This is a genomic window from Arthrobacter sp. zg-Y20 (assembly GCF_030142075.1).
In the GTDB taxonomy this organism is placed as follows: domain Bacteria; phylum Actinomycetota; class Actinomycetes; order Actinomycetales; family Micrococcaceae; genus Arthrobacter_B.
Genome location: NZ_CP126241.1, coordinates 1,741,098 through 1,762,992, shown reverse-complemented (window position 1 = coordinate 1,762,992; position 21,895 = coordinate 1,741,098). Strand labels below are relative to the sequence as shown.

Annotated in this window: 17 protein-coding genes; 6 read left to right on the top strand and 11 right to left on the bottom strand. The window is 67.3% G+C overall.

Going from position 1 to position 21,895, the window contains the following annotated elements; genetic code table 11:
* The first annotated feature begins 50 nt into the window (after positions 1–50).
* Entirely contained in the window at positions 51–872 is an 822-nt protein-coding gene (locus QNO06_RS08505) for an SMP-30/gluconolactonase/LRE family protein (RefSeq protein ID WP_227911194.1), read from the top strand.
* Positions 873–893: 21 nt separating this feature from the next.
* Here the strand turns inward: QNO06_RS08505 and QNO06_RS08500 are convergent, their stop codons facing one another.
* From QNO06_RS08500 to QNO06_RS08485, 4 genes are all read right to left on the bottom strand, one after another.
* Positions 894–2,123 carry an acyl-CoA dehydrogenase family protein gene (locus tag QNO06_RS08500; RefSeq protein WP_227911193.1) on the bottom strand — a complete coding sequence of 410 codons (1,230 nt, stop codon included), beginning with the start codon at positions 2,121–2,123 and terminating at the stop codon, positions 894–896.
* A 75-nt stretch (positions 2,124–2,198) separates the two neighbouring features.
* Positions 2,199–3,692: an MDR family MFS transporter gene (locus QNO06_RS08495; protein WP_227911192.1), complete on the bottom strand. Its 1,494-nt coding sequence runs from the start codon at positions 3,690–3,692 to the stop codon at positions 2,199–2,201.
* Between the two features lie 95 nt (positions 3,693–3,787).
* A complete protein-coding gene (locus QNO06_RS08490; RefSeq protein ID WP_227911191.1) occupies positions 3,788–4,117 on the bottom strand; it encodes a hypothetical protein in 330 nt (109 codons plus the stop codon).
* Between the two features lie 20 nt (positions 4,118–4,137).
* Positions 4,138–5,718, bottom strand: coding sequence for a Na+/H+ antiporter (locus QNO06_RS08485; protein ID WP_227911190.1), 1,581 nt, complete (start codon positions 5,716–5,718; stop codon positions 4,138–4,140).
* 523 nt (positions 5,719–6,241) lie between these two features.
* On the opposite strand from QNO06_RS08485, the gene QNO06_RS08480 reads away from it, so the two are divergent.
* Positions 6,242–7,285, top strand: coding sequence for a cupin domain-containing protein (locus tag QNO06_RS08480; RefSeq protein ID WP_227911189.1), 1,044 nt, complete (start codon positions 6,242–6,244; stop codon positions 7,283–7,285).
* On the opposite strand, the gene QNO06_RS08475 is transcribed toward QNO06_RS08480, so the two are convergent.
* Both QNO06_RS08475 and hrpB read right to left on the bottom strand, forming a co-directional pair.
* The gene (locus QNO06_RS08475; protein WP_227911285.1) at positions 7,282–8,295 is read right to left on the bottom strand and encodes an FUSC family protein; all 1,014 of its coding nucleotides are present in this window, start codon (positions 8,293–8,295) and stop codon (positions 7,282–7,284) included. The two genes, QNO06_RS08480 and QNO06_RS08475, sit on opposite strands and share 4 nt — an antisense overlap.
* 120 nt (positions 8,296–8,415) lie before the next feature.
* Positions 8,416–10,956, bottom strand: coding sequence for an ATP-dependent helicase HrpB (gene hrpB / locus QNO06_RS08470; protein ID WP_227911283.1), 2,541 nt, complete (start codon positions 10,954–10,956; stop codon positions 8,416–8,418).
* A 290-nt stretch (positions 10,957–11,246) separates the two neighbouring features.
* Between hrpB and QNO06_RS08465 the strand changes: the two genes are divergently transcribed.
* The gene (locus tag QNO06_RS08465; protein ID WP_227911188.1) at positions 11,247–11,738 is read left to right on the top strand and encodes a CarD family transcriptional regulator; all 492 of its coding nucleotides are present in this window, start codon (positions 11,247–11,249) and stop codon (positions 11,736–11,738) included.
* A gap of 115 nt (positions 11,739–11,853) precedes the next feature.
* A complete protein-coding gene (locus tag QNO06_RS08460) occupies positions 11,854–12,471 on the top strand; it encodes a malonic semialdehyde reductase (protein WP_227911187.1) in 618 nt (205 codons plus the stop codon).
* Positions 12,472–12,550: 79 nt separating this feature from the next.
* On the opposite strand, the gene QNO06_RS08455 is transcribed toward QNO06_RS08460, so the two are convergent.
* Positions 12,551–14,326 (bottom strand): glycerol-3-phosphate dehydrogenase/oxidase, encoded by a 1,776-nt coding sequence (locus QNO06_RS08455; protein ID WP_227911186.1) that lies wholly within the window; start codon positions 14,324–14,326, stop codon positions 12,551–12,553.
* 113 nt (positions 14,327–14,439) lie between these two features.
* Between QNO06_RS08455 and QNO06_RS08450 the strand changes: the two genes are divergently transcribed.
* Both QNO06_RS08450 and QNO06_RS08445 read left to right on the top strand, forming a co-directional pair.
* The gene (locus QNO06_RS08450; RefSeq protein ID WP_442860126.1) at positions 14,440–15,441 is read left to right on the top strand and encodes a sugar-binding transcriptional regulator; all 1,002 of its coding nucleotides are present in this window, start codon (positions 14,440–14,442) and stop codon (positions 15,439–15,441) included.
* Between the two features lie 48 nt (positions 15,442–15,489).
* Positions 15,490–16,335 carry a putative protein N(5)-glutamine methyltransferase gene (locus QNO06_RS08445; protein ID WP_227911184.1) on the top strand — a complete coding sequence of 282 codons (846 nt, stop codon included), beginning with the start codon at positions 15,490–15,492 and terminating at the stop codon, positions 16,333–16,335.
* On the opposite strand, the gene QNO06_RS08440 is transcribed toward QNO06_RS08445, so the two are convergent.
* The 4 genes from QNO06_RS08440 to QNO06_RS08425 all read right to left on the bottom strand — a co-directional run bounded on the left by QNO06_RS08440 (position 16,332) and on the right by QNO06_RS08425 (position 21,840).
* Entirely contained in the window at positions 16,332–17,159 is an 828-nt protein-coding gene (locus tag QNO06_RS08440; RefSeq protein WP_227911183.1) for an SDR family NAD(P)-dependent oxidoreductase, read from the bottom strand. The genes QNO06_RS08445 and QNO06_RS08440 overlap by 4 nt on opposite strands.
* Before the next feature lie 269 nt (positions 17,160–17,428).
* Positions 17,429–18,376, bottom strand: coding sequence for an RNA polymerase sigma factor SigJ (gene sigJ, locus QNO06_RS08435; RefSeq protein ID WP_227911182.1), 948 nt, complete (start codon positions 18,374–18,376; stop codon positions 17,429–17,431).
* On the bottom strand, positions 18,313–19,470 hold the full coding sequence (locus tag QNO06_RS08430) for an NAD(P)/FAD-dependent oxidoreductase (protein WP_227911181.1): 1,158 nt from the start codon (positions 19,468–19,470) through the stop codon (positions 18,313–18,315). The genes sigJ and QNO06_RS08430 overlap by 64 nt, the downstream gene beginning before the upstream one ends.
* A 198-nt stretch (positions 19,471–19,668) precedes the next feature.
* Positions 19,669–21,840, bottom strand: a complete 2,172-nt coding sequence (locus QNO06_RS08425) for an ABC transporter permease (RefSeq protein ID WP_227911180.1) — start codon at positions 21,838–21,840, stop codon at positions 19,669–19,671.
* Between the last annotated feature and the right edge of the window lie 55 nt (positions 21,841–21,895).

The following is a 21,895-nucleotide window of genomic DNA, read 5'->3' as shown; positions in this document are numbered from 1 at the left end:
GGTCCCGCACCGGCGGCAGGCCCGGGACCCAAGGCAATCGAGGTGCAAGCATGGCGGAACTGACCACACTGGTGTCCGGTATCGGCATGGGGGAATCGGCCCGGTGGCACAACGGTGAATTATGGTTCGCGGACTGGACTGCAGGGACCATTTCCGCACTGGATGCGGACGGTAATGTCCGCCGGGTTACCGCGGTACCGTCCTTCCCCATCAGTTTTGACTGGCTGCCGGATGGCCGCATGGTGGTGGTTTCAGGGACCGATGGCCACGTCCTGGTGGAAGTGCCCCACGCCGGACTGGTCCCGTACGCAGACCTCAGCGGCCTCTCGGACTATCCGTGGAACGAAATTGCCGTTCACCCTTCCGGCAACATCTACGTCAACGGCATTGGCTACGACTACTCCGGCGCGGTGCAGGCGGACGGGGTCATTGCCCTGGTCCGGCCGGACGGATCCGCGGAGCAGGCCGCCGGCGGGCTGGCTTTCCCCAACGGCATGCTGGTCTCGGACGACGGCGGGACGCTGGTGGTTGCCGAGTCCAACGCCGGCCGGCTCACTTCCTTCAGCGTTACGACCGGCGGGGGGCTGGCGCCGGCCGGGGAATGGGCAGCGGTCAACGGCAGTGCGCCGGACGGCATCTGCTGGGACGGCTCCGGGGGCATCTGGTTTGCCGAGGTGCCGGGGGAACGCTGCGTGCGGATCCAGGCGGGCGGGAACGTAGTGGAGACCGTGCAGCTGGAGCAGGGATGCTTCTCCTGCGCCACCGGCGGCCAGGACGGCGGCCTGCTGTTCATGATGACCGCCCAATGGCCCGAGGCAATGGACCCCGCCGCAGGCAAAACCGGGCAGGTGATGGGCCTGCGGGTCCGGTAATGCCGGCGGCGGGCTCCTGGGCTAGGCGAAGGCGGACAGTCCGGTGATGTGCCGGCCCAGGATCAGCGACTGCATGCTGTCCGTGCCCTCATAGGTGAAGACCACTTCCATGTCCGTCAGGTGCCGCGCCACATGGTTTTCCAGCAGCAGGCCATTGCCGCCCATGATGTCCCGTGCCTCCTGGCAAATCCAGCGGCCCTGCCGGGCGGCGAACATCTTGGCCATGGAGGCCATGGGCCCGGTCATCTGCCCGGCGTCGCCCAATTCGTTGAGCCGGAAGCAGGTGAGCTTCACGGCGGTCAGCTGGGCGAGCATGTTGGCCAGCTTGTTCTGCACCAGCTGGAACCCGGCAATCGGCCGGCCGAACTGCACCCGCTGCTTGGCATAGGCCACCGCAATCTCGTATGCGGCCTCCGCATGCCCCAGCGCTTCCCAGGCCACTCCCCCTCGCGTGGCAGCCAGCACCTTGTTCACGTCCTTGAAGGAGTTGCAGTTCTCCAGCCGGTTTGCCGCCGGGATGCGCAGGTCCTCAATCACGATGTCCGGCTGCAGCACCGCCCGCTTGCCCATCTTGCCGGTGATGACTTCTGCCGTGTACCCGGCCGGGTGCCGGCCGTCCGCGTCCTTTTCCATCACAAAGGCCTTGACCGCGCCGTCGGCCTCGTCCCGGGCATAGATGATCACGACGTCGGCGAAGCTCGCGTTGCCGATCCACCGTTTGCTGCCGTTCAGGACATACTCGTTCCCCTCCCGGCGGGCACTGGTTTCCAGTGAGACCGAATCCGAACCGTGGCCCGGCTCCGTCAGCGCAAAGGCGCCGATCTTTTCCATCGTGGCCATTGCCGGCAGCCAGCGCTGCTTCTGTTCCTCGCTGCCGAGCATGTCGATGCTGCCCATGGCCAGGCCGGAGTGGACGCCGAAGAAGGTGTTGATGGACCCGTCGCCGCGGGCCAGTTCCGCTGCCGCCGTGGAGGAGGCAATCCGGCTCAGCCCCGGGCAGCCGTGGCCGGTGATGGTGCCTCCGGCTATGTTCAGCGCCGCAAGTTTGGGCACCAGCTCAAACGGGAACTCGGCCCGCTCCCAGTACCCGTTGATGACTGGAAGCAGATCCCTGTCCACAAAGGCACGCACCCGGTCCCGGACGTCGCGCGCCTGCTCGTCGAGCAGTTCGTCCAAGAGGTAGAGGTCTGAATCCACGTCCTGGCCGGCGGCGGGTTCGAAGGCGGGACGGTCGGTCCGGGTTACGGTCATGGGATGCTCCACTCAGCTAAATGATCGTTTAGTTAGTGGTGAGTATGGCCTGCATCACACCGCGGGTCAACCGTTTTAGTGCGGGAGCACGGTCTCCGGCAGCTCGTTGGTCGGCCGGCGGACGAAGAGCGATGCCGCAACGGCGACGAGGGAGACTACCGCACCCCAGAAGAACGCCGTGTGGACGCCGGAAGCCGCAGCCGAGACAGCTGACGCACCGTCGGCCAGCGCCGTCGTCGTGCCGGTGGTCATCAGTGTGATGAAGACGGCGGTGCCGGCGGCTCCGGCCAACTGCTGCAGCGTGTTGATGATGGCACTGCCGTGGGAGTACAGGGACTTGTCCAGCGAGCCCAGTGCAGAGGTGAACAGCGGCGTGAAAATGAAGCCCAGGCCGGCATTGAGCAGGCAGTGCAGCAGGATGACGACGCCAACCGGGGTCTCATCTGTGAGCATGGTCATTCCCCACAGGGCGGCACTGAGCAGCACGGCGCCGGGAATCACCAGCGGGCGGGGACCGAACCGGTCAAACAGGTTACCGACAACCGGCGAGAGGATGGCCATAACCACGCCGCCGGGCAGCAGGAGCAGGCCGGTCTGCAGCGTGGTCAGCCCGAGAACATTCTGCAGGTACAGCGGGAGGACAATCAGGCAACCAAACAGGGCCATCATGGAAACCAGGACCATCAGGATCGCCACCACAAAGGGCTTACTGGTAAACGTGCGAAGGTCCATCAGGGCACTGTCAGTGCGCTGGAGCACCAGCTGGCGCAGCACGAAGCCGGCCATGGCGAGGGCCCCGACGGTCAGCGGGATCCACAGCGGCATCAGTTCCTTGCCCTGCGCAGCTTCGCCGATGCTGCTGAGGCCGAAAATGAGCCCGCCGAAGGCAAAGGTGGACAGCACTATGGACAGGACGTCCAGCGGCACGCGCTTGGTCTCGGTAAGGTTCCGCACCTTCACCGCGCCCAGGCCGAGGGCCAGCAGGGCGATGGGCAGGACCAGCCAGAACATCCAGCGCCAGTCCAGCGCATTGAGGATGATTCCGGAGACGGTGGGCCCGATGGCCGGTGCCACCGCAATGACAATGGAAATGCTTCCCATCATCTGCCCGCGCTTATGCGCCGGAACGGCATCCAGGACCGTGGTCATCAGCAGCGGCAGCATAATAGCCGTGCCGCCGGCCTGGATGATCCGTCCGCCCAGCAGGGCGCCGAAGCCGGGTGCCGTGGCGGCCAGCAGCGTACCGGCGCTGAACAGGGACATGGCGGTGAGGAACAGCCCGCGCATGGAGAACCGCTGCAGCAGGAAACCGGTAGCCGGAATCACCACGGCCATGGTGAGCATAAAGCCGGTGGTAAGCCACTGGGCGGTGCCGGCAGTGATCTCAAGGTCCGACATCAGCCGCGGCAGGGCCACGCTCATGATGGTTTCGTTGAGGATCACCACGAAGGAGGAGACCAGCAGCAGCCCGATCACGGTTTTGGTGCGGGCGTCCAGGGCGTCGGGGGCAGGGGTGCGTCCCGGCTTTCCCTGCGCAGGGGAAACGTCGGTTTGGGGGTCAAGACTCAAGAGGGAGGATTCCTAAACAACGGTTGGTATACGGGGCCGCTGGAGCGGACCCGGCCTGCCAGCTTACGCGTGCACCGCACCGGGTGCGGAATCGGTCAGCCGAATCCGATCACGAGCAGCCCGAACCCCAGCACAAAGGTAATCACCAGCAGCCAGCCGCATACAACAGCCACCACACCCATGAGCGATACCACTAGCCAGGTGCGCTCAAAGCGGCGGCGGATCCAGCCAAAGAGTTCCGGCACTGCGAGCAGCAGCATAACGAGCGCGCCCAGGATCACGGCCAGCAGTACGGTTACCAGCACCGGTTCGGGCAACACCCACAGCTGCAGGAGCACGACGGCGACCGCCAGCGCCAGTGCGGCAGCGGCCTGCACCAGCCAAGCCGCTCCCAGGTGCGGCCATGCTTCCTCTTTGGTACTCATGGTCCCGCAGTCTAACTGCCCTAGTGGTGTTCCCGGTGGTCCATGGTGACGGTGCGCAGGTCCAGCCGGCGCAGCACGCGGTCCACGGCCTCGGGATCCATGCCCGGCTCCCGGCGGGCCGCAAGCACCTCCCGGCGCGCGGCGTCCATCGCCTCGCGCTGCACCACGTCCATGACCTCCAGCGTGGCCTTACGGTCCAGCAGCTTCTGCGGATCGTGTTCCTCATCGCCCTGCAGCATCGAGTGCAGGGAGGACATCCGCTTGGCCAGGACGGCCCGGCGCTCGGGCGGAAGCTCCTGGATGGCCCCGCAGCGCTTCATGGTCTCAACGGCTGCCTTCTCGGCCCGCAGGGCCAGTTCGCGTTCCTTGCGGTTGGCGTCCTTGTGGTCATTGGGCAGCTTCAGGACCCGCATCAGCCACGGCAGGGTCAGCCCCGGGACCACCAGGGTGACTACCAGGACCGCGGCCGCACAGGCCACCACAAAGTTGCGTCCGGGCAGTGCTTCTCCGGCGAGCGTGGTGCCCGGCAGTGCCAGGGCCAGGGCCAGCGTTGCCAGTCCGCGCATACCGCACCAGGTCAGCACCAGGACTTCCTTAAGCGAGCCGGGAACGTGGTTCTTTTCGGCACCGCCGAGGCGGTAGATCGCCAGCATCCACAGGAACCGCACCAGAAGCACCGCGGCGCAGACCGCCACGATGCCGGGAATCATGCCCAGCAGGTCCGAACCCTCATCCTCGATGATGTAGCGCATTTCGATGCCCACCAGGCCGAAGGCGACGCCGGTGGTCAGCAGCTCCACGACGTCCCAGAACGCGGTGCGCGTCAGACGCTCCTCGGAGTCCTGCGGCCGGGCCCTGCGGCCCAGCTCCAGGGCGGTGACCACCACGGCCACCACACCGGAGAAGTGGGCTTCTTCAGCCAGCAGATAAACGGCAAAGGGGGCGACGAGGGTTGCGGCGGACCGGGCCACCATGTTGGGGACGAACCGGTTCAGGCTGCCCACTACCCATGCCATGGCGAGGCCCAGAACCACGGCTCCCGCGGCCCCGATGAGGAACCGGGGCACTATGTCCCACCCCACGACGCCGCCGCTTGTGCTGGCCGCAACGGCGGCCTGGAAGATCACGATGGCAATGGCGTCGTTAAAGAGGCCCTCGGTCTGCAGCACGGTGACCAGGCGCCGGGGCATCTTCACCTTGCCGGCCACAGCTTCCACCGCCACGGGATCCGGCGGAGCAACAATGGCGCCCAAGGCGATGGCGGCAGGGAGGCCAAGAGCCGGAATCATCACCCATGACACGCCGGCCACCACAGCCACGGTTACCGCCACAAGGGCTACGGCCAGCAGCACCAGGGAGCGCCAGCGAAGGCGGAACACCGACCAGGAACTGCGCTGGGCGGCTGCGTAAAGCAACGGAGGCAGGAAGAGCGGGAGGATCAACTCAGGGTTGATGTGGACCTCGGGGATGATCGGCAGGAAGGCAATCATTGCCGAGAAGATCAGCATCAACACCGGGTACGGGAGGCGGATCCGCTCGCCCACGCCTGCGGCCAGCACCGTGCCGAACAGGAGGCAGATCAGGAGCATCAGGAATTCCATTGCTTCAACCCCTTCCGCAATACGGGTCGGAGACTGTCATTCCTGTGCATGCCATATGTGCCTGTAACCTCTTTCGGGTTTGCGTCACTGCGTACCGGTCTGCGGATAATTATTGCACCCAAATCATAAGAGTGTAGGAATGCATCCAGTGCAAGCCTGGATTCAACGGTTCCCGGATGCGGCTCGCATCACTCCGGCAGGTGGGCATCTTCACCACAAGGGGCCTTACTTTCCGCTTCGCACGCTCCCGCCCCCTCGCTAAAATTAACGGGTAAGCATTTGAATCCACAATCAACGGTGATGTGAGTTCGGAAAGATGTTTCCGCCGCCTCAGAACTTTCATCGTCCAACACGGCTTTGGGAGGGAGGTTCCGCTGCCGTGACGCGCCTGTACGGCCTCATAGATGTTTCGCGGCCCAACATGGATCAGCCGATTCCCCCCGTTTCACTGCACGGCGGGGCTCGGCGAGCTGCCCCTGTCCCGTCCACCGGTCCGACCGCTGCGCCTGGGCAGGCACCGGGGATGCTCATCCGGTGGGATCCCGCCGATGTTCCCGCCGCCCTGGACCAGCTCATAGTCGAACATCCCGAGATATTCACCGGGCCGGATGCCCTGCCGGATCGCCCCGTCCCCTTCCGGATGCGCTTGGTGGACGCGGACGTTCCGCCGGAGATTCTCATCCATCCCTCCGTGGAGCAGGCACAGGCCGGCTTTATCCGCGAGCTGGCCCGGGGACTGCCGCTGAACGCCCGGACCCGGAACTATAAAGACTGCTCCGCAAGGCTGGAGGTGGCCGTCGCCATTACTCCCGTCCGCGTCCTCTCGGGCGAGCGCAGCCCGGCAGAATTGCGGGTTATCGCGGAGGAACTCGGCCTGCCCTGGCTGCGGTCCTTCACTGCCTTCCGCCACGAATCCCCCAGCCATGCCATCCTCCGGATGACGCCCGATGAGAAGGCACGGGCACTGGCGGAAACCTATGCTGCCGTGGACCGCGCTGCCTGCACCCCTCCGTCCCCGGGCCCGGTGGCGGACACGATCGCCGTCGTCCACCGCCTCCGCGAGCTGTTCCCCGGGGATCACGGGATCCTGCTGGCCGTCTGCATGAACCTGTTCCACCTCGAACCGGGGCAGGCCATGGTCACTCCGGCCGGCTGCATGCACACCTACCTCTCCGGCCTGGCCATGGTGGTGATGAGCATTTCGGAGAACGCCCTGAAGGTGGGCCTGACCAAGGACTATATAAACGTGGACGAGCTCCAGCAGATCCTGGCCACGGAACAGACGGGGCCGGCACCGCTCCCGGTCGTCCAGGTAGACAGCTTCCGGGAACGGATTCCGCTCTGGAGCGATGAGCTCCTGCTGGAGCGTGCGGTCCTCGATGAGACACCGCGGGACATTGAGCTGGGCCGTTTTACGGTAGTCTTGGCGGCGCTGGGGGATGCCGAAATCACGGTGGGTGATACCACCGCTCCGATCGACCAGGGCTCCAAGGTCCTTTACCTGGGCGATCCGGTGAAGGCGCAGGTCCGCGGCCCGGCGCAGCTGTTCGTTGCGTCCAGGAGCTAGGCTCCCGGGCGCAACGCCTGCGCCCTGCGCGTTGTTCCGGCGATAACGGCCACGGCCACCAGCGCACCGATGGTGGTCTCCACTGCCCGGTCCACGGTCAGCGCCCACACGTCCGCGCTGTGCGTGAACCCTGTCATCAGCAGCGCCACCGGCGTCAGGAACACCATGGCCATCCCGTAATGCCGGATGACGTAGATTTCCCCGCAGAACTGCAGCACGGCCAGCAGAACCGCCAGCTCCACCGGCGACCAGTGCACCTGCAGCAGCAGGGCCGAGAACAGCACCCCGGCGTAGGTGCCCAGAATGAAGTGGGCCGCCCGCTTCGGACCCAACGCGGCGTCGGCGGCTGCCAGCGGCGCGCAGGCGGCCAGCATGGCCCAGTATCCGTGGCCCAGTCCCAGTACCGCCGAAAGCGAGCCGGCCGCTGCCACCGCCGCCGTGTACCTGCCCGAGTGCAGCAGGATCCGTCCCCAGGCCGGCGGCACACGGCTGAGTCGCACCGCGGGTGCATGCCGGCGGGCATGCACCCGGCCGGCCACACCGAGCAGCACAGCCAGGAGCGCCCCGGCCGCGGCGGTCAGGAAGGCTTCAGCCAGTGATCCCGCGAAGGGCGCGGCGGAGGTGGCGGTGAAGGCGAAAATGTAGGTAAACGGACCGGCGGGCCTGACCCGGAGGTAGTCCGAGGCCACGGAAATGGAGCCGGAAATCACAGTTCCAATAGCCACCACGGCCCATGGCCCCGGGTCGGTTTGGGACAGCGCAACGCCCGCCAGCACGGTCAGGATCATCAGGGCACCGGAGGCGGACTGGTGCTTCAGCCGGCGCCAATGCGGCTCGCTGCGGCCAAACACCCCGGTCAGCGAGCCGAAGATTGCGTACATGGTCAGGTCCGTGCGCCCCAGCAGGACCAGGACCAGCAGCGGCAAAAACAAGCCGAGACCAACGCGCACGGCGGGGAAACGGTGCCCGCGGCCGGAGGGAATGCTCAGGAATTCACGGACATGGGTCATCACTGGTGCAGGAAGCCTTTCACTGCGGCCTAGGAATCGTTGCCGCACTTCCAGCCTAGGAGCCGTACCGCTGCCGATTGTGCAGCGGCCGGTGTGAGGATGGTCGCAAGTTGCCGTGCATCACATCCTGGCTTTGGTCCTCGCCGTCGCCCGGGCGCTCCACGGATCCTGGGGCCACGGATGCTTGGGGTACCGGCCGCGCATCTCCGCCCGCACCTGCGCGTACGGGCCGGACCAGAAGGACGCCAGGTCATCGGTGACGGCCAACGGCCGGCCGGCCGGAGAGAGCAGGTGGAACAGTACCGGCACCCTCCCCTGCACCAGCCTTGGGGTTTCCGCCCAGCCGAAGCACTCCTGCAGCTTCACGGCGACCACGGGCCGCCCGTCGCCGTATTCGGGGTAGTCAATCCGCACCCGCGAACCGCTCGGGACTTCCAGCCGTTCCGGGACCAGCTCCGCGAGCCGGGAGGCCTCCGGCCAGGGCAGCAGCCGGCGCAGCGGGTCATTCAGGTCGATTCCGGAAACGGCGGCGCCACCGGCCAGTAGTTCAAGCTCCGGAGCCAGCCAGTCCTCCAGCCGGGCCAGCAAGGCCTGATCGGACACATCGGGCCACGGCTCCCCCAGTTCGCGGTGCAGCAGGGCCAGGCGGCGGCGCAGCGTGTCGGCGGCGGCAGAGAATCCCAGGATGCCCAGTCCCTGCCGGGCCAGCGCTGCGGCCACGGCGTGCCGGCCTTCCGCTGCGGCGGGGCGCACGGGTGTGGAGGAAAGCACAATGGCTCCAAGCCGGTACTCCCGCCGCGCCGCCACTTTGCCGCCGCGCAGTTCCGCGGTCAGTGTTTCTTCCAGCAGGGGCCCCGAGGCTGCCTCCGCCGACTCCCGGCTCAGCGGCGCTGCCGCGCGGATCACGGCGCCCGTGCCGGCGGCATCGCGGCCTTCCGCACGGGCCACATCGGCCACGGCAATCCACTCCTGGCCGGTCAGCGGACTGCCCGCAGGCAACCCGGCCCGGGTGCCCGAGGCCAGCAGGTACCGTTCGGGACCCGCACCCGGAACCCGGCGGGCGATCCGTTCCGGGAAGGCCAACGCGACGGTGAAGCCCACGGCATCGGCAGCGGGCACAGGCTCGTTCCCGCCGGCCGGCAGCCGGGCCCCTTCGCGGCGGACCAGCTGTTCCAGCCGACGGACATCCTCGGCCCAGCGCCGCTCCCCCGGAATTCCGCCCGTGCGCAGGGTGCCCAGCAGCCGGGTCAAATCAGCGCCCGGGGCACGCAAGTCACCGGAAACCGCCGCCACCGTTTCGGCAGCCGTCCGGGCACCCGCCCTCCCTGCGCCGTCGAGGAGGGCCCGGGCCAGCCGGGGATCTGCCGGAACCCGGGCCAGGACCTTACCCATGGATGTGGCGTGTCCCCCGCCATCCACCGCGCCCAGTGTCTTCAGCGTCGCCATGGCTTCCTGCATCGCAGCCTGCGGCGGCGCATCCGGCAGGGCCAGTCCGACGCCGCCCGGAGCGCCCCAGCAGGCCAGCAACAGGGCCGCAGCGGTCAGGTCGGCAACAGCTATCTCGGGCGTCTGGTGCGCCGGCGCCGCACCGTAGGCGCGGTCGTCGTAGCAGCGCACCACCCGGCCAGGCCCCTGCCGGGCCGCCCGGCCGGCCCGTTGTTCGGCGGAGGCACGGGAGCAGGAAACGGTGACCAGCCCGCTCATGCCGCGGGCCGCGTCCCGGCGTGGTTCACGTGCCAGGCCGGAGTCGACCACCAGCCGGACACCGGGCACCGTCAGCGAGGACTCCGCGAGCGACGTCGAGACAATAATCCTCGCCGGCTCCCCGGGTGCGCGGCCGGAGACCGCACGGTCCTGCTCCGCCGCGCCGATGGAGCCGTGCAGCTCCAGCACCTCGGTGCCGCGGCCGGCCCGGGAGCGCAGCCGGGACGCCACATGCGCCACCTCACGGGCCCCCGGTACGAAGACCAGGGCATCCACCTGGGGGTCCGCCGCCACGGCCTCGCCGTGGGCCCGGGCTGCGGTATCCGCTACGTGGTCCAGGAAGGAGCGCGTGATGCCGCGTTCGTCCAGCCTCGGCGCCGCCGCAGGCTGCCACGAGACCTCCAGCGGATACAGTGCCGACGGGCAGCCGATCACAGGAGCCGGATCGCCGCCGTCGCCGCCGATCAACGCGGCAAAGCGCTGCGCGTCGAGGGTCGCGGACATGGCGATGAGCGTCAGGTCGTCGCGGAGCTGGCGCACCTCGGTGAGCATGCCCATCAGCAGATCGGTTTCCAGCCCGCGTTCATGCACTTCGTCGAGGATCACCGCCGCTGCGCTTTCCAGTCCGGGATCGGCCAGGAGCCGGCGCAGCAGGATTCCCGGCGTCACGAATTCAACCAGGGTGCCGGCGCCGGTACGGCTTTCCCCTCTAACGGTGTAGCCCACCCGCTCCCCCACAGCGGAGCCGTCCAGGGCGGCAAGCCGGCGGGCGGCGGACCGTGCGGCCACCCGCCGCGGCTGGGTGACGATGACCTTTCCCCGGCGGCCGGCAGCAGCCACGACGTTGGCCGCAAGGGGCGGAACCATAGTGGTCTTGCCGGTGCCCGGCGGCGCCTGGACGACGGCGGTTCCCGCCCCCTTCGCCAAAACCTCCGCGAGGGCAGGCAGGGACTGCATAAACACCAGGTTGGCCCCGACTGCGGGCAGGTCAAAGGGAGAACTCACCCTTCCATTCTGCCGCGCCAGCGGATCAGGTCCGTGCCGGGAGTTGCAGGAGCGCGCTTTTTCGCGCTCCGCTGACCCCCAACCGCGCTCATAGACCGGATTGGAGCGAAGCAGCGGAGTAAAATGGAAAGCAGTGGCCACGCTCGCAGGTGCGGCCCGTCCCATCCGGCTGGTTCCGGGTGGCCGGTTGCCGGCTAAGGACGCAGAGCATTGGTCCTCCATTTTCGTCAGGAGGCAGCAGATTGCCATTCTCCGAAGGCCAGGTCCTGGTCCATCCGCACCACGGCCCCGCCGTCGTAATGTCCTATCAGACCCATCCCCGCATGCAAAAGGACTGCATTGTCCTTCAGGTGCAGTCATCGCACCTTTTGGTCTGGGTACCCGTCGACCAGATGGCCCGTGTGGGCCTGCGGCCCGTCCTTGACCGCCCCGGCTTGGAGACTTTGTTTGCCGTGCTCCGCGCACCGGCGGACAACGAGGACCCGCAGTGGTCCCGGCGCTACAAGGAAAACAGCGAGAAACTCGCAACCGGTGATCCAATGGTGATTGCCGCCGTCGTCCGCAACCTGATGCTGCGCGACGCCGCGCGCGGACTGTCCCAGGCCGAACGCGAAATGCTGCGCCATGCGCGCCGGCCCCTGCTGACCGAGATCTCCCTGGCGCTGGGAATTTCCGAGGAAGACGCCGGCGTGCGGCTCGACGCCGTGTGGTCGCCGTCCGGCGCTGCGGCCTGAGCAGCGGGCCGCACCGGGCAATACAGGCAACACCGGGTAACAGTGGACGGAGTACCGTCGCGCTCCATGTATAGTCAAACCTTCAACCATTACCTATGACGGAGGTTTGCTGCGCATGAGCGACGGCACTATCCAATCCACCAGTGCGCTCGACGCTGCAGCACTGGACTCACTTTTCCGTGACGCCCGCACCGTGGCCGAATTCAGCGGCGAAGCGGTTACCGACGAGCAGCTCGCCGCCATCTACGAGCTGACGAAGATGGGCCCCACGGCCATGAACATCCAGCCCCTGCGCATCACCTGGGTCCGTACACCGCAGGCCCGGCAGCGGCTGGTGGAGCACATGGCGGACGGCAATAAGGCCAAGACCGCCGCAGCTCCGATGACTGCCGTGCTCAGCTTTGACCGTCAGTGGCACGAGCACTTTGCCGCCATTTTCCCTCCGGCCCCGGCCCAGGGCGCGGTCTTTGCCGCGAACCCCGACCTCAGCGCCGTAATGGGCAACAACAACGCCCACCTGCAGGCGGGCTACTTCCTGCTCGCAGTCCGTGCGCTCGGCCTGGCCGCCGGGCCGATGGGCGGTTTCGACGCCGCTGCCCTGGATGCTGACCTGCACGCCGGGATGGACCGCCAGTCCATCCTGGTAGTCAACATCGGTGTTCCGGCCGCAACCGAACCCCGGTACCCGCGCCTGCCGCGCCTGGACTACGCGACGGCTGTCACCGAGCTGTAGTTTCCGCGGACTCCCGGCAACCGGAGCAAAGCAAAAAGGGCGGGCACCAAACGGTGCCCGCCCTTTTTGCTGCTAACTGCTAGGAAGCCAGCGCAGCGATCTTCATGCCGTGCATATTGACCAGCAGGTCGCGTGCGGACTCGACCTGGCGGCGCGTTTCGGCGTCGTCCCAGCCAAGCTGCGGGGCCAGCAGGCCGGCCATCTCGTTGAGCATTTCCTCGGACACCAGTCCGCGGAAGGCCAGCGAGGTGCGGCGGATCAGGACGTCGGCCAGGCGGGTGATCTGCTCGTTCTGCACCATGTACTCGAGTTCGCGGGTGCTCAGCTCGTTGGTGGAGGCCAGCAGCTGGTCGGTGCCCTTGGCCAGGAAGGCCATCACGTCGGTGGCGCGGGTGCCGTAACGGGTCAGCAGGACGCGGACGCGGTCACGGTCGGCAACCTCGTTGGCGGTGCGGTTGATCCACAGGCGCTCTTCAGCCTCGGTGCGCGGGAAGTCCTTGCCGCCGCCGATCTGAAGACCCGCCGTCGTCGTCTTCCGCGGCATGCCGAGGGCCGTCATGGCCTCGGTGGCGAGGTTCTCGGACAGTGCGCGGAAGGTGGTCCACTTGCCGCCAACCAGCGAAAGGCTGGTGACATTCTTGCCGGCACGCTTGTCCGTGCGCTTCTCGATCCGGTAGTCGCGGGACACGAAGCCGGGCTGCGTGTCGTCGTGCTTCGGGAGCGGGCGAACGCCGGAGAAGGTGTACACAATGTGGTCGCGGCGCACGTCAACGGTCGGGAATACGTGGGCGATGAGCTCGAAGAAGTACTCGATCTCCTCGTCGGTGCATACCGAGGCTTCGCGGATGTCGGCGTCGATGTCCGTGGTGCCCACCAGGACGCGGTCGCCCATCGGGTAGATGAGGACAATGCGGCCGTCAGTGTGCTCGAAGAACATTTCGCGGCCGTTGCATGCTGCGAGCAGCTCCGGGTGGTCCAGCACGATGTGCGAGCCCTTGGTGCCGCCCATGAAAGAGGTGCGCTTGCCGAAGGAATCGTTGGTCTCGTCGACCCAGGCGCCGGTGGCGTTGATGACGACGTCGGCGTCGAACACGAATTCTTCACCGGTCAGCTCGTCGCGCAGCAGCGTACCGGCGTCGGTGGTGCCCACGGCGCTGACGTAGTTGCTGGCGCGGGACTGCTTGTTGGCTTCCAGGCCGTCGCGCAGCACGTCCAGGGTCAGGCGCTCCGGGTTGTGCACGGAAGCGTCGAAGTAAGTGGCGGTGTACTTAACGTCCGGGCGCAGCAGGGGCAGTTCCTGCAGGGACTTCTTCTTGCCGACAAAGTTGTGCTTGGGAGCCACGCGGCCGCCGCGGGAGAAGAAGTCATACATCATCAGGCCGGCCTTGATCAGCAGCGCGCCGCGCTCGTTCGGCTTGCCCGGCTTGTGCGTCAGGAAGCGCATCGGTGCAGCAGTGATGCCCGAGAACGTGCTGGTGATCGGGATGGTGGTCTGCAGCGGCTTGACGTAGTGCGGGGCCAGGTTCAGCAGCGCATTGCGCTCCACGACCGACTCGTGCACTAGGCGGAACTCGCCGTTTTCCAGGTAGCGGATGCCGCCGTGGATCATGTGGGAGGACGCACCCGAGGCGCCCTGGCAGTAGTCGCCGCGCTCCACGAGGGCTACGTCCACGCCCTGCAGTGACAGGTCGCGGAATGTGCCGACGCCGTTGATGCCGCCGCCGATGATCAGTACCGAAGCCCGGGGCCGGTCCTTCAGCTGCTTCACCACCGGACGGGTGGCGGTCTTGTCCTTGCTGGGGTTCACGGAATTGTCCACGTATATCTCCAAACGCTTCTGTGGCTGCATTGCCATATCCCACAATGTTCGAAGCCGCCGGCACGCCCGATCGAGTCAATGAACAAACGTGCACCCTGCGATAATGGTTTTATGGTCAACAAAGCGGTGCGGACGGACAACTTGTGAACATTGGTCTCACTCCCGGGCTTCCGGAGCACATTGGACCCGGAGCGTCGGAGAAAGACGGGCGGGACAGGGACGCCCTCCGGGCGGCGCAGATGTACTACCTGCAGAACCTGACCATGGAGGCGATTGCACGCGAGCTGCGGATCTCCCGGTCCACGGTTTCCCGGCTGCTCTCCCATGCACGCAGCACCGGGCTGGTGCGGATAGAGATCCGCAGCCCCTCGGACCGGGCGCCGGCACTGGAACGGCAGATCAGTTCCCGGTTTGGGATCCAGGCCAACGTAGTACCGGTGACCGAGAGCGTCTCCCCCGCCCAGGTGCTGCAGCGGGTGGCCGTGCAGGCCGCGCATATGATCGGTCCGCTAATTGATTCGGACGCCATTGTGGGTGTGGCCTGGGGATCAACGCTGACGGCGGTCAGCCAGCACCTGCCGATGAAGAACACCCATGACAGCACAATTGTGCAGATGAACGGTGCCGGAAACTTCCGCACCTCGGGCATCACTTACGCCAGCGAAATCCTGCAGCGCTTCGGCCACGCCTACGGGGCCCGCGTGGTGCAGTTCCCGGTGCCGGCATTCTTTGACCACGCCGGGACGAAGGAAGCCATGTGGCGGGAGCGGCCCGTCAAGCGGGTTCTGGACCTGCAGGCACGGATGAACACGGCCATCTTCGGCGTCGGGTCGATGGAAGCCGGCGTGCCCAGCCACGTCTACAACGGCGCATACCTGGACGAGGAAGACGTCAATGACCTGCTGGCCGAAGGCGTAGTGGGCGACGTCGCCACTATGTTCTACCGTGCCGACGGCACCTGGGACGGCATCCGGCTTAATGACCGCAGCACCGGCCCGGACCTGGCCACGCTCCGGCAGGTGCCCCGGCGGATCTGCGTAGTGGCAGGGGAAACCAAAACCACCAGCCTGCTGGGCGCGCTGCGGGCGGGACTGGTCACGGACCTGATCCTGGACGAGAACTCCGCCCGCCGGCTGGCCGCCACCGAATAGTCCGGGCGGGCGCTACCGGGCACGCCCGGAATGCGGGACACTCCTGCCATGGGAAGAGCTCCTGCGCCGGCCGGTGCCGGCCGCGTTGTTGCGCTGCTCCGGGCCGCGGGCTGTGTTTATGCCGAGGAAGAGGCCGCGCTGCTGCTGGCCGAGGCGGCGGACGACGCCGGACTGGAACGGATGCTCGCCGAGCGTGCCGCCGGGCGGCCGCTGGAGTATGTGCTGGGCTGGGCTCAGTTCTGCGGCCTGCGCCTGAACGTCGGCGATGGAGTGTTCGTTCCGCGCCGCCGCACCGAATTCCTGGCCCGGCTGGCGCTGACCGAACTGGTGGAGCGGCCCCGCGCCGTCGTCGTTGACCTGTGCTGCGGCGCCGGCCCGGTCAGTGCCGTGATTGCCCGCCGTGCTGACCCGGACAAAATTTTCGCCGTGGACATCGATGCGGCCGCGGTGGCCTGCGCACAGCGCAACCTGGACGCGCGTGCCACAGTGCTGCAGGGGAACCTCTTCGACGCCCTGCCCGGCGGGCTGCGCGGGCGGGTGGACCTGGTGGTGGCCAACGCTCCCTATGTGCCAACGGGGCAGCTCGCGATGCTTCCGCCCGAAGCACGGCTCCACGAGCCGGAAGTGACGCACGACGGCGGCCCGGACGGCCTCGCGGTCCTGTCCCGGATCGCTGCGCAGGCACCGGCATGGCTGGCGCCGTCGGGCGTGCTGCTGGTGGAATGCGCCGCCGGCCAGGTCGAAGGCCTCTCGCACAGCTTTGCCGCGGCCGGGTTGGTTCCCGCGGTGCGGCGGCGCCGGGCCATGGATGCCACGGTGCTGCGTGGTTCGGTACTGGGCGGTTCGGTACTGGGCGGTTCGGTGCTGGGCGGTTCGGCGGAATTCCGGCCCTAGGGCTCCAGCATCGCCACGGAACGGTTCCACAAGCCCAGGGCCAGCGCGGCGTCGCCGGCCTGCTTGTTCGGGCGAGCCACCTTGCAGCGTTCAAAGTAACGGCCGGTGGGATAGTCCTCCCCCGGTGTGCCTTCGGCCAGGAAGAGCAAGGTGCGGGCTCCCTTTTCCGGGGTGGGCAACAGGCGGCGTACAAAGGGAGCCTGGTAGAGCGAACGCATGGCAGAGCCCTCGGAGCTGGAGAAGCTGGAGCCGATCACGCCGGGATGGAAGGCCGTGGAAGTGGCGCCGTGCGAGCGGTACCGGCGGTCGAATTCCTCCGTGAAGAGGATTTGCTCCAACTTCGTGTCGCCGTAGGCCTTGCGCGGGTTGTAGTTCTTTTCCTCTTCCAGGTCCTCAAGGTCCACGTGCCCGAAGATCCGGTTGGCCACGCTGGAGGTGTTGATGACCGTGCCCTGGGAGGCAATGATCCGGTCGGTAAGCAACCGGGTGAGCAGGAACGGGGCCAGGTAGTTCACCTGGAACGTCATCTCATGCCCGTCACCGGTGACCTGCCGTTCCTTGCCGAAAATGGCTCCGGCATTGTTCGCCAGCACGTCAATGCGGCTGTAACGCTGCAGGAGTTCCGAGGCGAGGTTCCGCACGCTGTCCAGCTCCGCGAAGTCGGCCAAGCAGTACTCGCCGCCGGTCTGCCCGGCCACTGCAGCAGTCTTCTCCCGGGACCTCCCGACCACCACCACATGGTGGCCCTTCTTCGCCAGCTGCTTGGCCGCGGCGGCACCGATCCCGTCGCTGGCGCCGGTGATCACAATGGTCTTGGGAGCCACGGAAGCCTGCCTTCGTTATGGCCCCCGGATGCGGCAGCCGTCCGCATCACACACTAGTACCGAATCTGCCGGCCTCGACAGCGGTCGGCACTGGCGGCCCGGCGTCCCCACGCCCGTGCTGCCTTGACGTGAGCAGATTTTCCCACGCTCTGGGGCACCTGGGGCTGGTGTTTCCCCACAAGGCACACGAGTCACACTCCGTGGGATGTTCTGCAGGTCTAGCCGGGTTCCGGCCCGGAAAGCTTCCCGCTCAGGAAATCCCAGGGCAATTACCCCTGCAGGCGCAGCAGCTTGTCCGGGTTGCGGACGGCAAAGACCGCCTGCACCCGGCCGTCTCCGGACAGCCCCAGCTGGAAAACCGTGGTGACCGCGCCCGCCTCCCGGAAAGCGACGGCGGGCAGCCCGTTGAGTTCGACGAACTCCGGCACTGCTCCGGCCCCGTACTTGCCGACCAGACCGAGCATAAGCCGCGCCACCTTCTCCGGGCCGTGGACCGGCCGCAGCGCCGCGCTGGCCTTGCCGCCGCCGTCGGACACCAACACCACCTCCGGAGCCAGCAGGTCCAGCAGGGACTGGACCTTCCCGGTCATGGCGGCTGCGAGGAACCGCTGGACGGCGGCGCGGTGCTCACCGGTATCCGGAGCCGTCCGGGGCGTGCCGGACCGGAGCCGGACACGTGCCCGGTGGACCATCTGCCGCGCCGCGGGTTCGCCGGCGTCCAGGGCTGCGGCAATTTCCGGATAACCGAAGTCAAAGACGTCGTGGAGGAGGAACGCAGCCCGCTCCGGGCCGGTCAGGGCCTGCAGCACCACCAGCATGGCAGTGGACACCTCGCCGGCGGTGAGCGCCGCGGATTCCGGGTCCGACGCCAGCGCGTCCGGGCCGGTGCGCAAAGGTTCGGGCAGCCATTCGCCCGGATAGTCCTCGCGCCGCCTGCTGGCTGCGCGGAGCGAATTCAGTGCCTGCCGGGTGGCTATCCGCGCCAGGTAGGCCCGCGGATTAGCCACTGGTTCAGGCACCGCCCGCCAGCGCAAATAGGATTCCTGCACCACGTCCTCGGCATCGGCCACGGTCCCCAGGATGTCGTAGGCAATCGTGAACACCAGCGCACGGTGGTTCAGGAACTGGGAGTTCCGCTCCGGGAGACCGCTGCTCAGCCCTTCGTCTGGGCCTGCACCGCCGGCGCCGAGGGCTGCATCTTCGGACCGGTTGGCCATGTGTATGCTCCGCTTCGTTTAGCTTCGCCGCGGATCCACCGAAGCGTCATGCGGCATATTATTTCCTTCTGGACCGCCGCCGTCCTGCCGGACAGGTGCAGGCGGGCCGGCGAATCGTCCGCAGCCACAAACTGGACCACTCCGTCGCTGCGGCCCAGACTAACGCAGACGCCGCGGAACCCGCTGTCGTGACGCGCACCCGCGGCGCCGTCCAGGGAACGCAGGATGTTGCCGGCGGCGCCGGCCCCCATGGGCATCGCCGCGGCACAGCACATCCGCAAATAGGCGTACTCCAGCCGGTCAATCACCGCAGCATCGCCGGCGCCGTAGATCCTCCCGTGCCCGGGCACCTGCAGGGTCGGATCCACGCGCAGCCTGCCCTCTCCGTTCACCGGCAACCCGCTCACCGCTGCCAGCGGCGGTGCGGCAAACCCGGCACACCACAGCACGACGCCGGCGCCCAGGTGACGGCGGACGTCGCCGTCGGGCGGAACGGGACTGCCGGTATGGAGCTGCACCCCGGCCCGGCGGAGCCGCTGTTCCAGCGCCCGGCGGCCCTGCTCCCCGAACCGTGGTGCTATCGGTCCCGCACTGTAGAGTGCCACACGCAGCTGCGGGAAGGCGCGGGCGGTTTCCGCGGCCGTCTCGAGGGCGGTCAATCCGCCGCCCACCACGGCCACCCCCGCGCCCGGCGCCAGGGCTGCCAGTTCCCGGCGGGCCGCCGCCGCGTCGGATAGCCGGTCCACTGCCAATGCCCCGGCAGGTACCGTCGAGTGTCCGGATCCCACGGCGTACACCAAGTAGTCCCAGGGCATTGTCCGGCTGTCTGCTAGCAGCACGGTCCGGTCGCCGTCGTTGATGCGTTTTGCGCTGCCGTGCACCAGCCGGACCGCCGGGTGCAGCAGCGACTCGAAGGCCGCAGTGGGGTCCTCACGGCTTCCGGCCGCATATTCGTGCAGCCGGATCCGCTCCACGAACTGCCGCCGGGGATTGACCAGCTGGACCGCCAGGCCCGGACGCTGCGCGGCAGCGAGCCGGTTGGCGGCCATCACCCCCGCGTATCCTCCGCCCACAATCAGTACTGTGCTGCCCATGGCTTGCTCCTTACCTTGTCCGTCAGCACCGGCGGCTGCCGGCCCGAACATAGGACACCGGCCGGACCGGTTCTGTGACAGGCCGGCAGGAACGGATCTGCAGGAACGGCTGCGGCTCCCCCGCATTAAACGGCAGGGCCCGCCACCGTTGGTGGCGGGCCCTGCCTCAGCCGTTGCCGGCTGCGGAACTGCGGTCAATCAGGCGCGGACCGGCTCCGGGCGGTCTGCGGCGTTGTCTGCGGCAGGCTCCACCGGTGCTTCTTCCGTGGGCCAGGCTTCGTCCCGGGGCGGCTTGATGCGGTCGATAATCATGACGACCACCAGGGAAACAGCGCCCCAAATACCCAGCGTCAGCAGGTGTGAACCCACCGTGTCGCCGCCGAAGTACAGGATGGATCGGATGGCTTCGACCGCTGCCGGCATCGGCAGGTAATCATGCAGGACGCGGAAGAACTCCGGCTCCATGTAAATGGACATTGCCGCGCCGGAGGCTGGAATGCCCAGGAACATCAGGATGCCGATGGCTGGAAGGATGGCCAGCATGCCGATCAGGCGTTCCAGGACCGCGGTGAACATCGCGACGCAGAAGATTGCCACGGCGCCGGTACCCCAAAGGGCGAGGAAGTGGCCGTCGATGGCGTTTACGAAGACGGAGACTATGACCCACAGCAGAGCCGAGTAGCCCACGGCCCAGCCGGCCGTAATCGGCACGAGCTTGCGCAGCGGACGGCTCGCGGGCTGTGCTGTGGAGCCAACAATGATGATCATGAAGCCTGCCATGATCCAACCCATGGCCATGTACATGGTGGACATGCCCATTGAGTCCTTGTTCGGCAGGGGTGCCACGTCCTCCGTGGTCAGCTGCATCTGCTGACCGGCGGCAACCTGCGTAAAGACACGGTTGACCACCTGCTGGGCACTCATGCCGGCAGCCTGGTTGGCAATGAGGGTGGACTTCGGATTCTCGGCCGAAGGCAGCACATAGGCGGCGGTGATGGTCCGGTCCCGGACCTGGTCCCGCGCTTCATCGGCGGAGTCCATGGCGCGCAGGTCAAAGAGCCCGGACATGTTCTCTTCAAGCCCGGCAACTGCCTGCTCGGCCTGTTCGGTGGTGGCGCCGACGACGGCGACGGGCATGTCCCGCGGCGTGGGCTGGTACATGGCGCCCAGCATCAGGGAGAGCATCATCGCTACCATCATCAGCGGCAGGAAGCCGAGGGTGACGTAGCGCCAGGCGCGGTTCTTCGGGCGGGGCCCGCCGTGCAGGGATGCAACGTTGACGGCCAGGGGCTTGTCTTTGCCCTTGCGGCGGCGCATGGCATCAATGCCCAGGGTCAGCAGCAGGGCTGCCACGGCGCCGATGACCAGCACCATCAGGTGCCGGCCCGCGCCGTTTCCGTCGAAGTACAGGACGGACCGCAGGGATTCACCGGTGGCTGCAGCGGGCAGGAAGCTGTGCAGGAACGGGTAGAGACCGGGCATGGTGTGTACGGACATGCTCATGTTGGAGGAGGGAACGCCCAGCACCATCAGGAACAGCATGCCCACCAGGACGGCCATCGGACCCAGGATGCGGGTCAGGAACAGCTGCGCACTGCCCACCGAGAACACGGCGAGCCAGCTGATCCCCAGGACGGCGGCCGTGTGGCCCTCGACGATCCCCATGATCGGGCCGACGACGGTCCAGACCAGGGCGGCGATCAGTGCGGACCAGCCGGCCAGCAGCGGAACGAAGCGACGGAAGCGCATTAGTTCCGGAGAGTTGGACAGGGCCAGGCTCAACGGCATGTAGCCCGCCAGCATCAGGGCCGTGGTCATGAACATTGCGCCCAGGCCAGCCAAATCATTGGCTGGCAGCGGAGCAAGGTCCTCGGTCTGCAGGGTCAGGCCCGAGGCGAGCACCTGGGGTGCGAGCAGTGCGGTGACCGTGCTGGACTGGGAGGCGCCGGCGGCACCGGCAGTGTAGAGAGTGGCGGTTCCGTCACCCAGCACAACGGCACTGCTGACCTCGCGGTCGAGCACCAGCTGGCGGGCATCGTCGGCAGAGTCCACTGTCCGGACATCGACGGCGTCGGCGTTTGCGGATTCCAGTGCCTGCGCAAAGCGGTCCGCCTGCTGGGCGGAGCCGCTGACGGCGATCGGCACGTTGTGCGGGGTGGGTGAGTGCATGGCAGCCAGGTAGCCGCCCACCAGCATGGACACCATCAGCAGGGGCATCAGGAACATGGCGACGTAGCGCCCGATCTTCTCAGCCTTGGCCCGCTTTGCGGCGGCGGCTTCGAGGTCCTGGCTTTCCGTTTCCTGAGCTGGCTCCGCTCCCGGATCATTCTCCGGCGGGGAGTCGGTGGAGGTAGGGGAAGAATTGGTCAAGAACGTGCTCCTGTGCTGAATATACGAGGTGGTGCGAAGTGCGCCGGGGGCCGGA

Bases quoted from the DNA above. Each gene is read 5' to 3' on its own strand.
- QNO06_RS08505 (WP_227911194.1), top strand. From the start codon at position 51: ATGGCGGAACTGACCACACTGGTGTCCGGTATCGGCATGGGGGAATCG.
- QNO06_RS08500 (WP_227911193.1), bottom strand. From the start codon at position 2,123: ATGACCGTAACCCGGACCGACCGTCCCGCCTTCGAACCCGCCGCCGGC.
- QNO06_RS08490 (WP_227911191.1), bottom strand. From the start codon at position 4,117: ATGAGTACCAAAGAGGAAGCATGGCCGCACCTGGGAGCGGCTTGGCTG.
- QNO06_RS08485 (WP_227911190.1), bottom strand. From the start codon at position 5,718: ATGGAATTCCTGATGCTCCTGATCTGCCTCCTGTTCGGCACGGTGCTG.
- QNO06_RS08480 (WP_227911189.1), top strand. From the start codon at position 6,242: ATGCTCATCCGGTGGGATCCCGCCGATGTTCCCGCCGCCCTGGACCAG.
- QNO06_RS08475 (WP_227911285.1), bottom strand. From the start codon at position 8,295: ATGACCCATGTCCGTGAATTCCTGAGCATTCCCTCCGGCCGCGGGCAC.
- hrpB (WP_227911283.1), bottom strand. From the start codon at position 10,956: ATGCAGTCCCTGCCTGCCCTCGCGGAGGTTTTGGCGAAGGGGGCGGGA.
- QNO06_RS08460 (WP_227911187.1), top strand. From the start codon at position 11,854: ATGAGCGACGGCACTATCCAATCCACCAGTGCGCTCGACGCTGCAGCA.
- QNO06_RS08455 (WP_227911186.1), bottom strand. From the start codon at position 14,326: ATGGCAATGCAGCCACAGAAGCGTTTGGAGATATACGTGGACAATTCC.
- QNO06_RS08445 (WP_227911184.1), top strand. From the start codon at position 15,490: ATGGGAAGAGCTCCTGCGCCGGCCGGTGCCGGCCGCGTTGTTGCGCTG.
- sigJ (WP_227911182.1), bottom strand. From the start codon at position 18,376: ATGGCCAACCGGTCCGAAGATGCAGCCCTCGGCGCCGGCGGTGCAGGC.
- QNO06_RS08430 (WP_227911181.1), bottom strand. From the start codon at position 19,470: ATGGGCAGCACAGTACTGATTGTGGGCGGAGGATACGCGGGGGTGATG.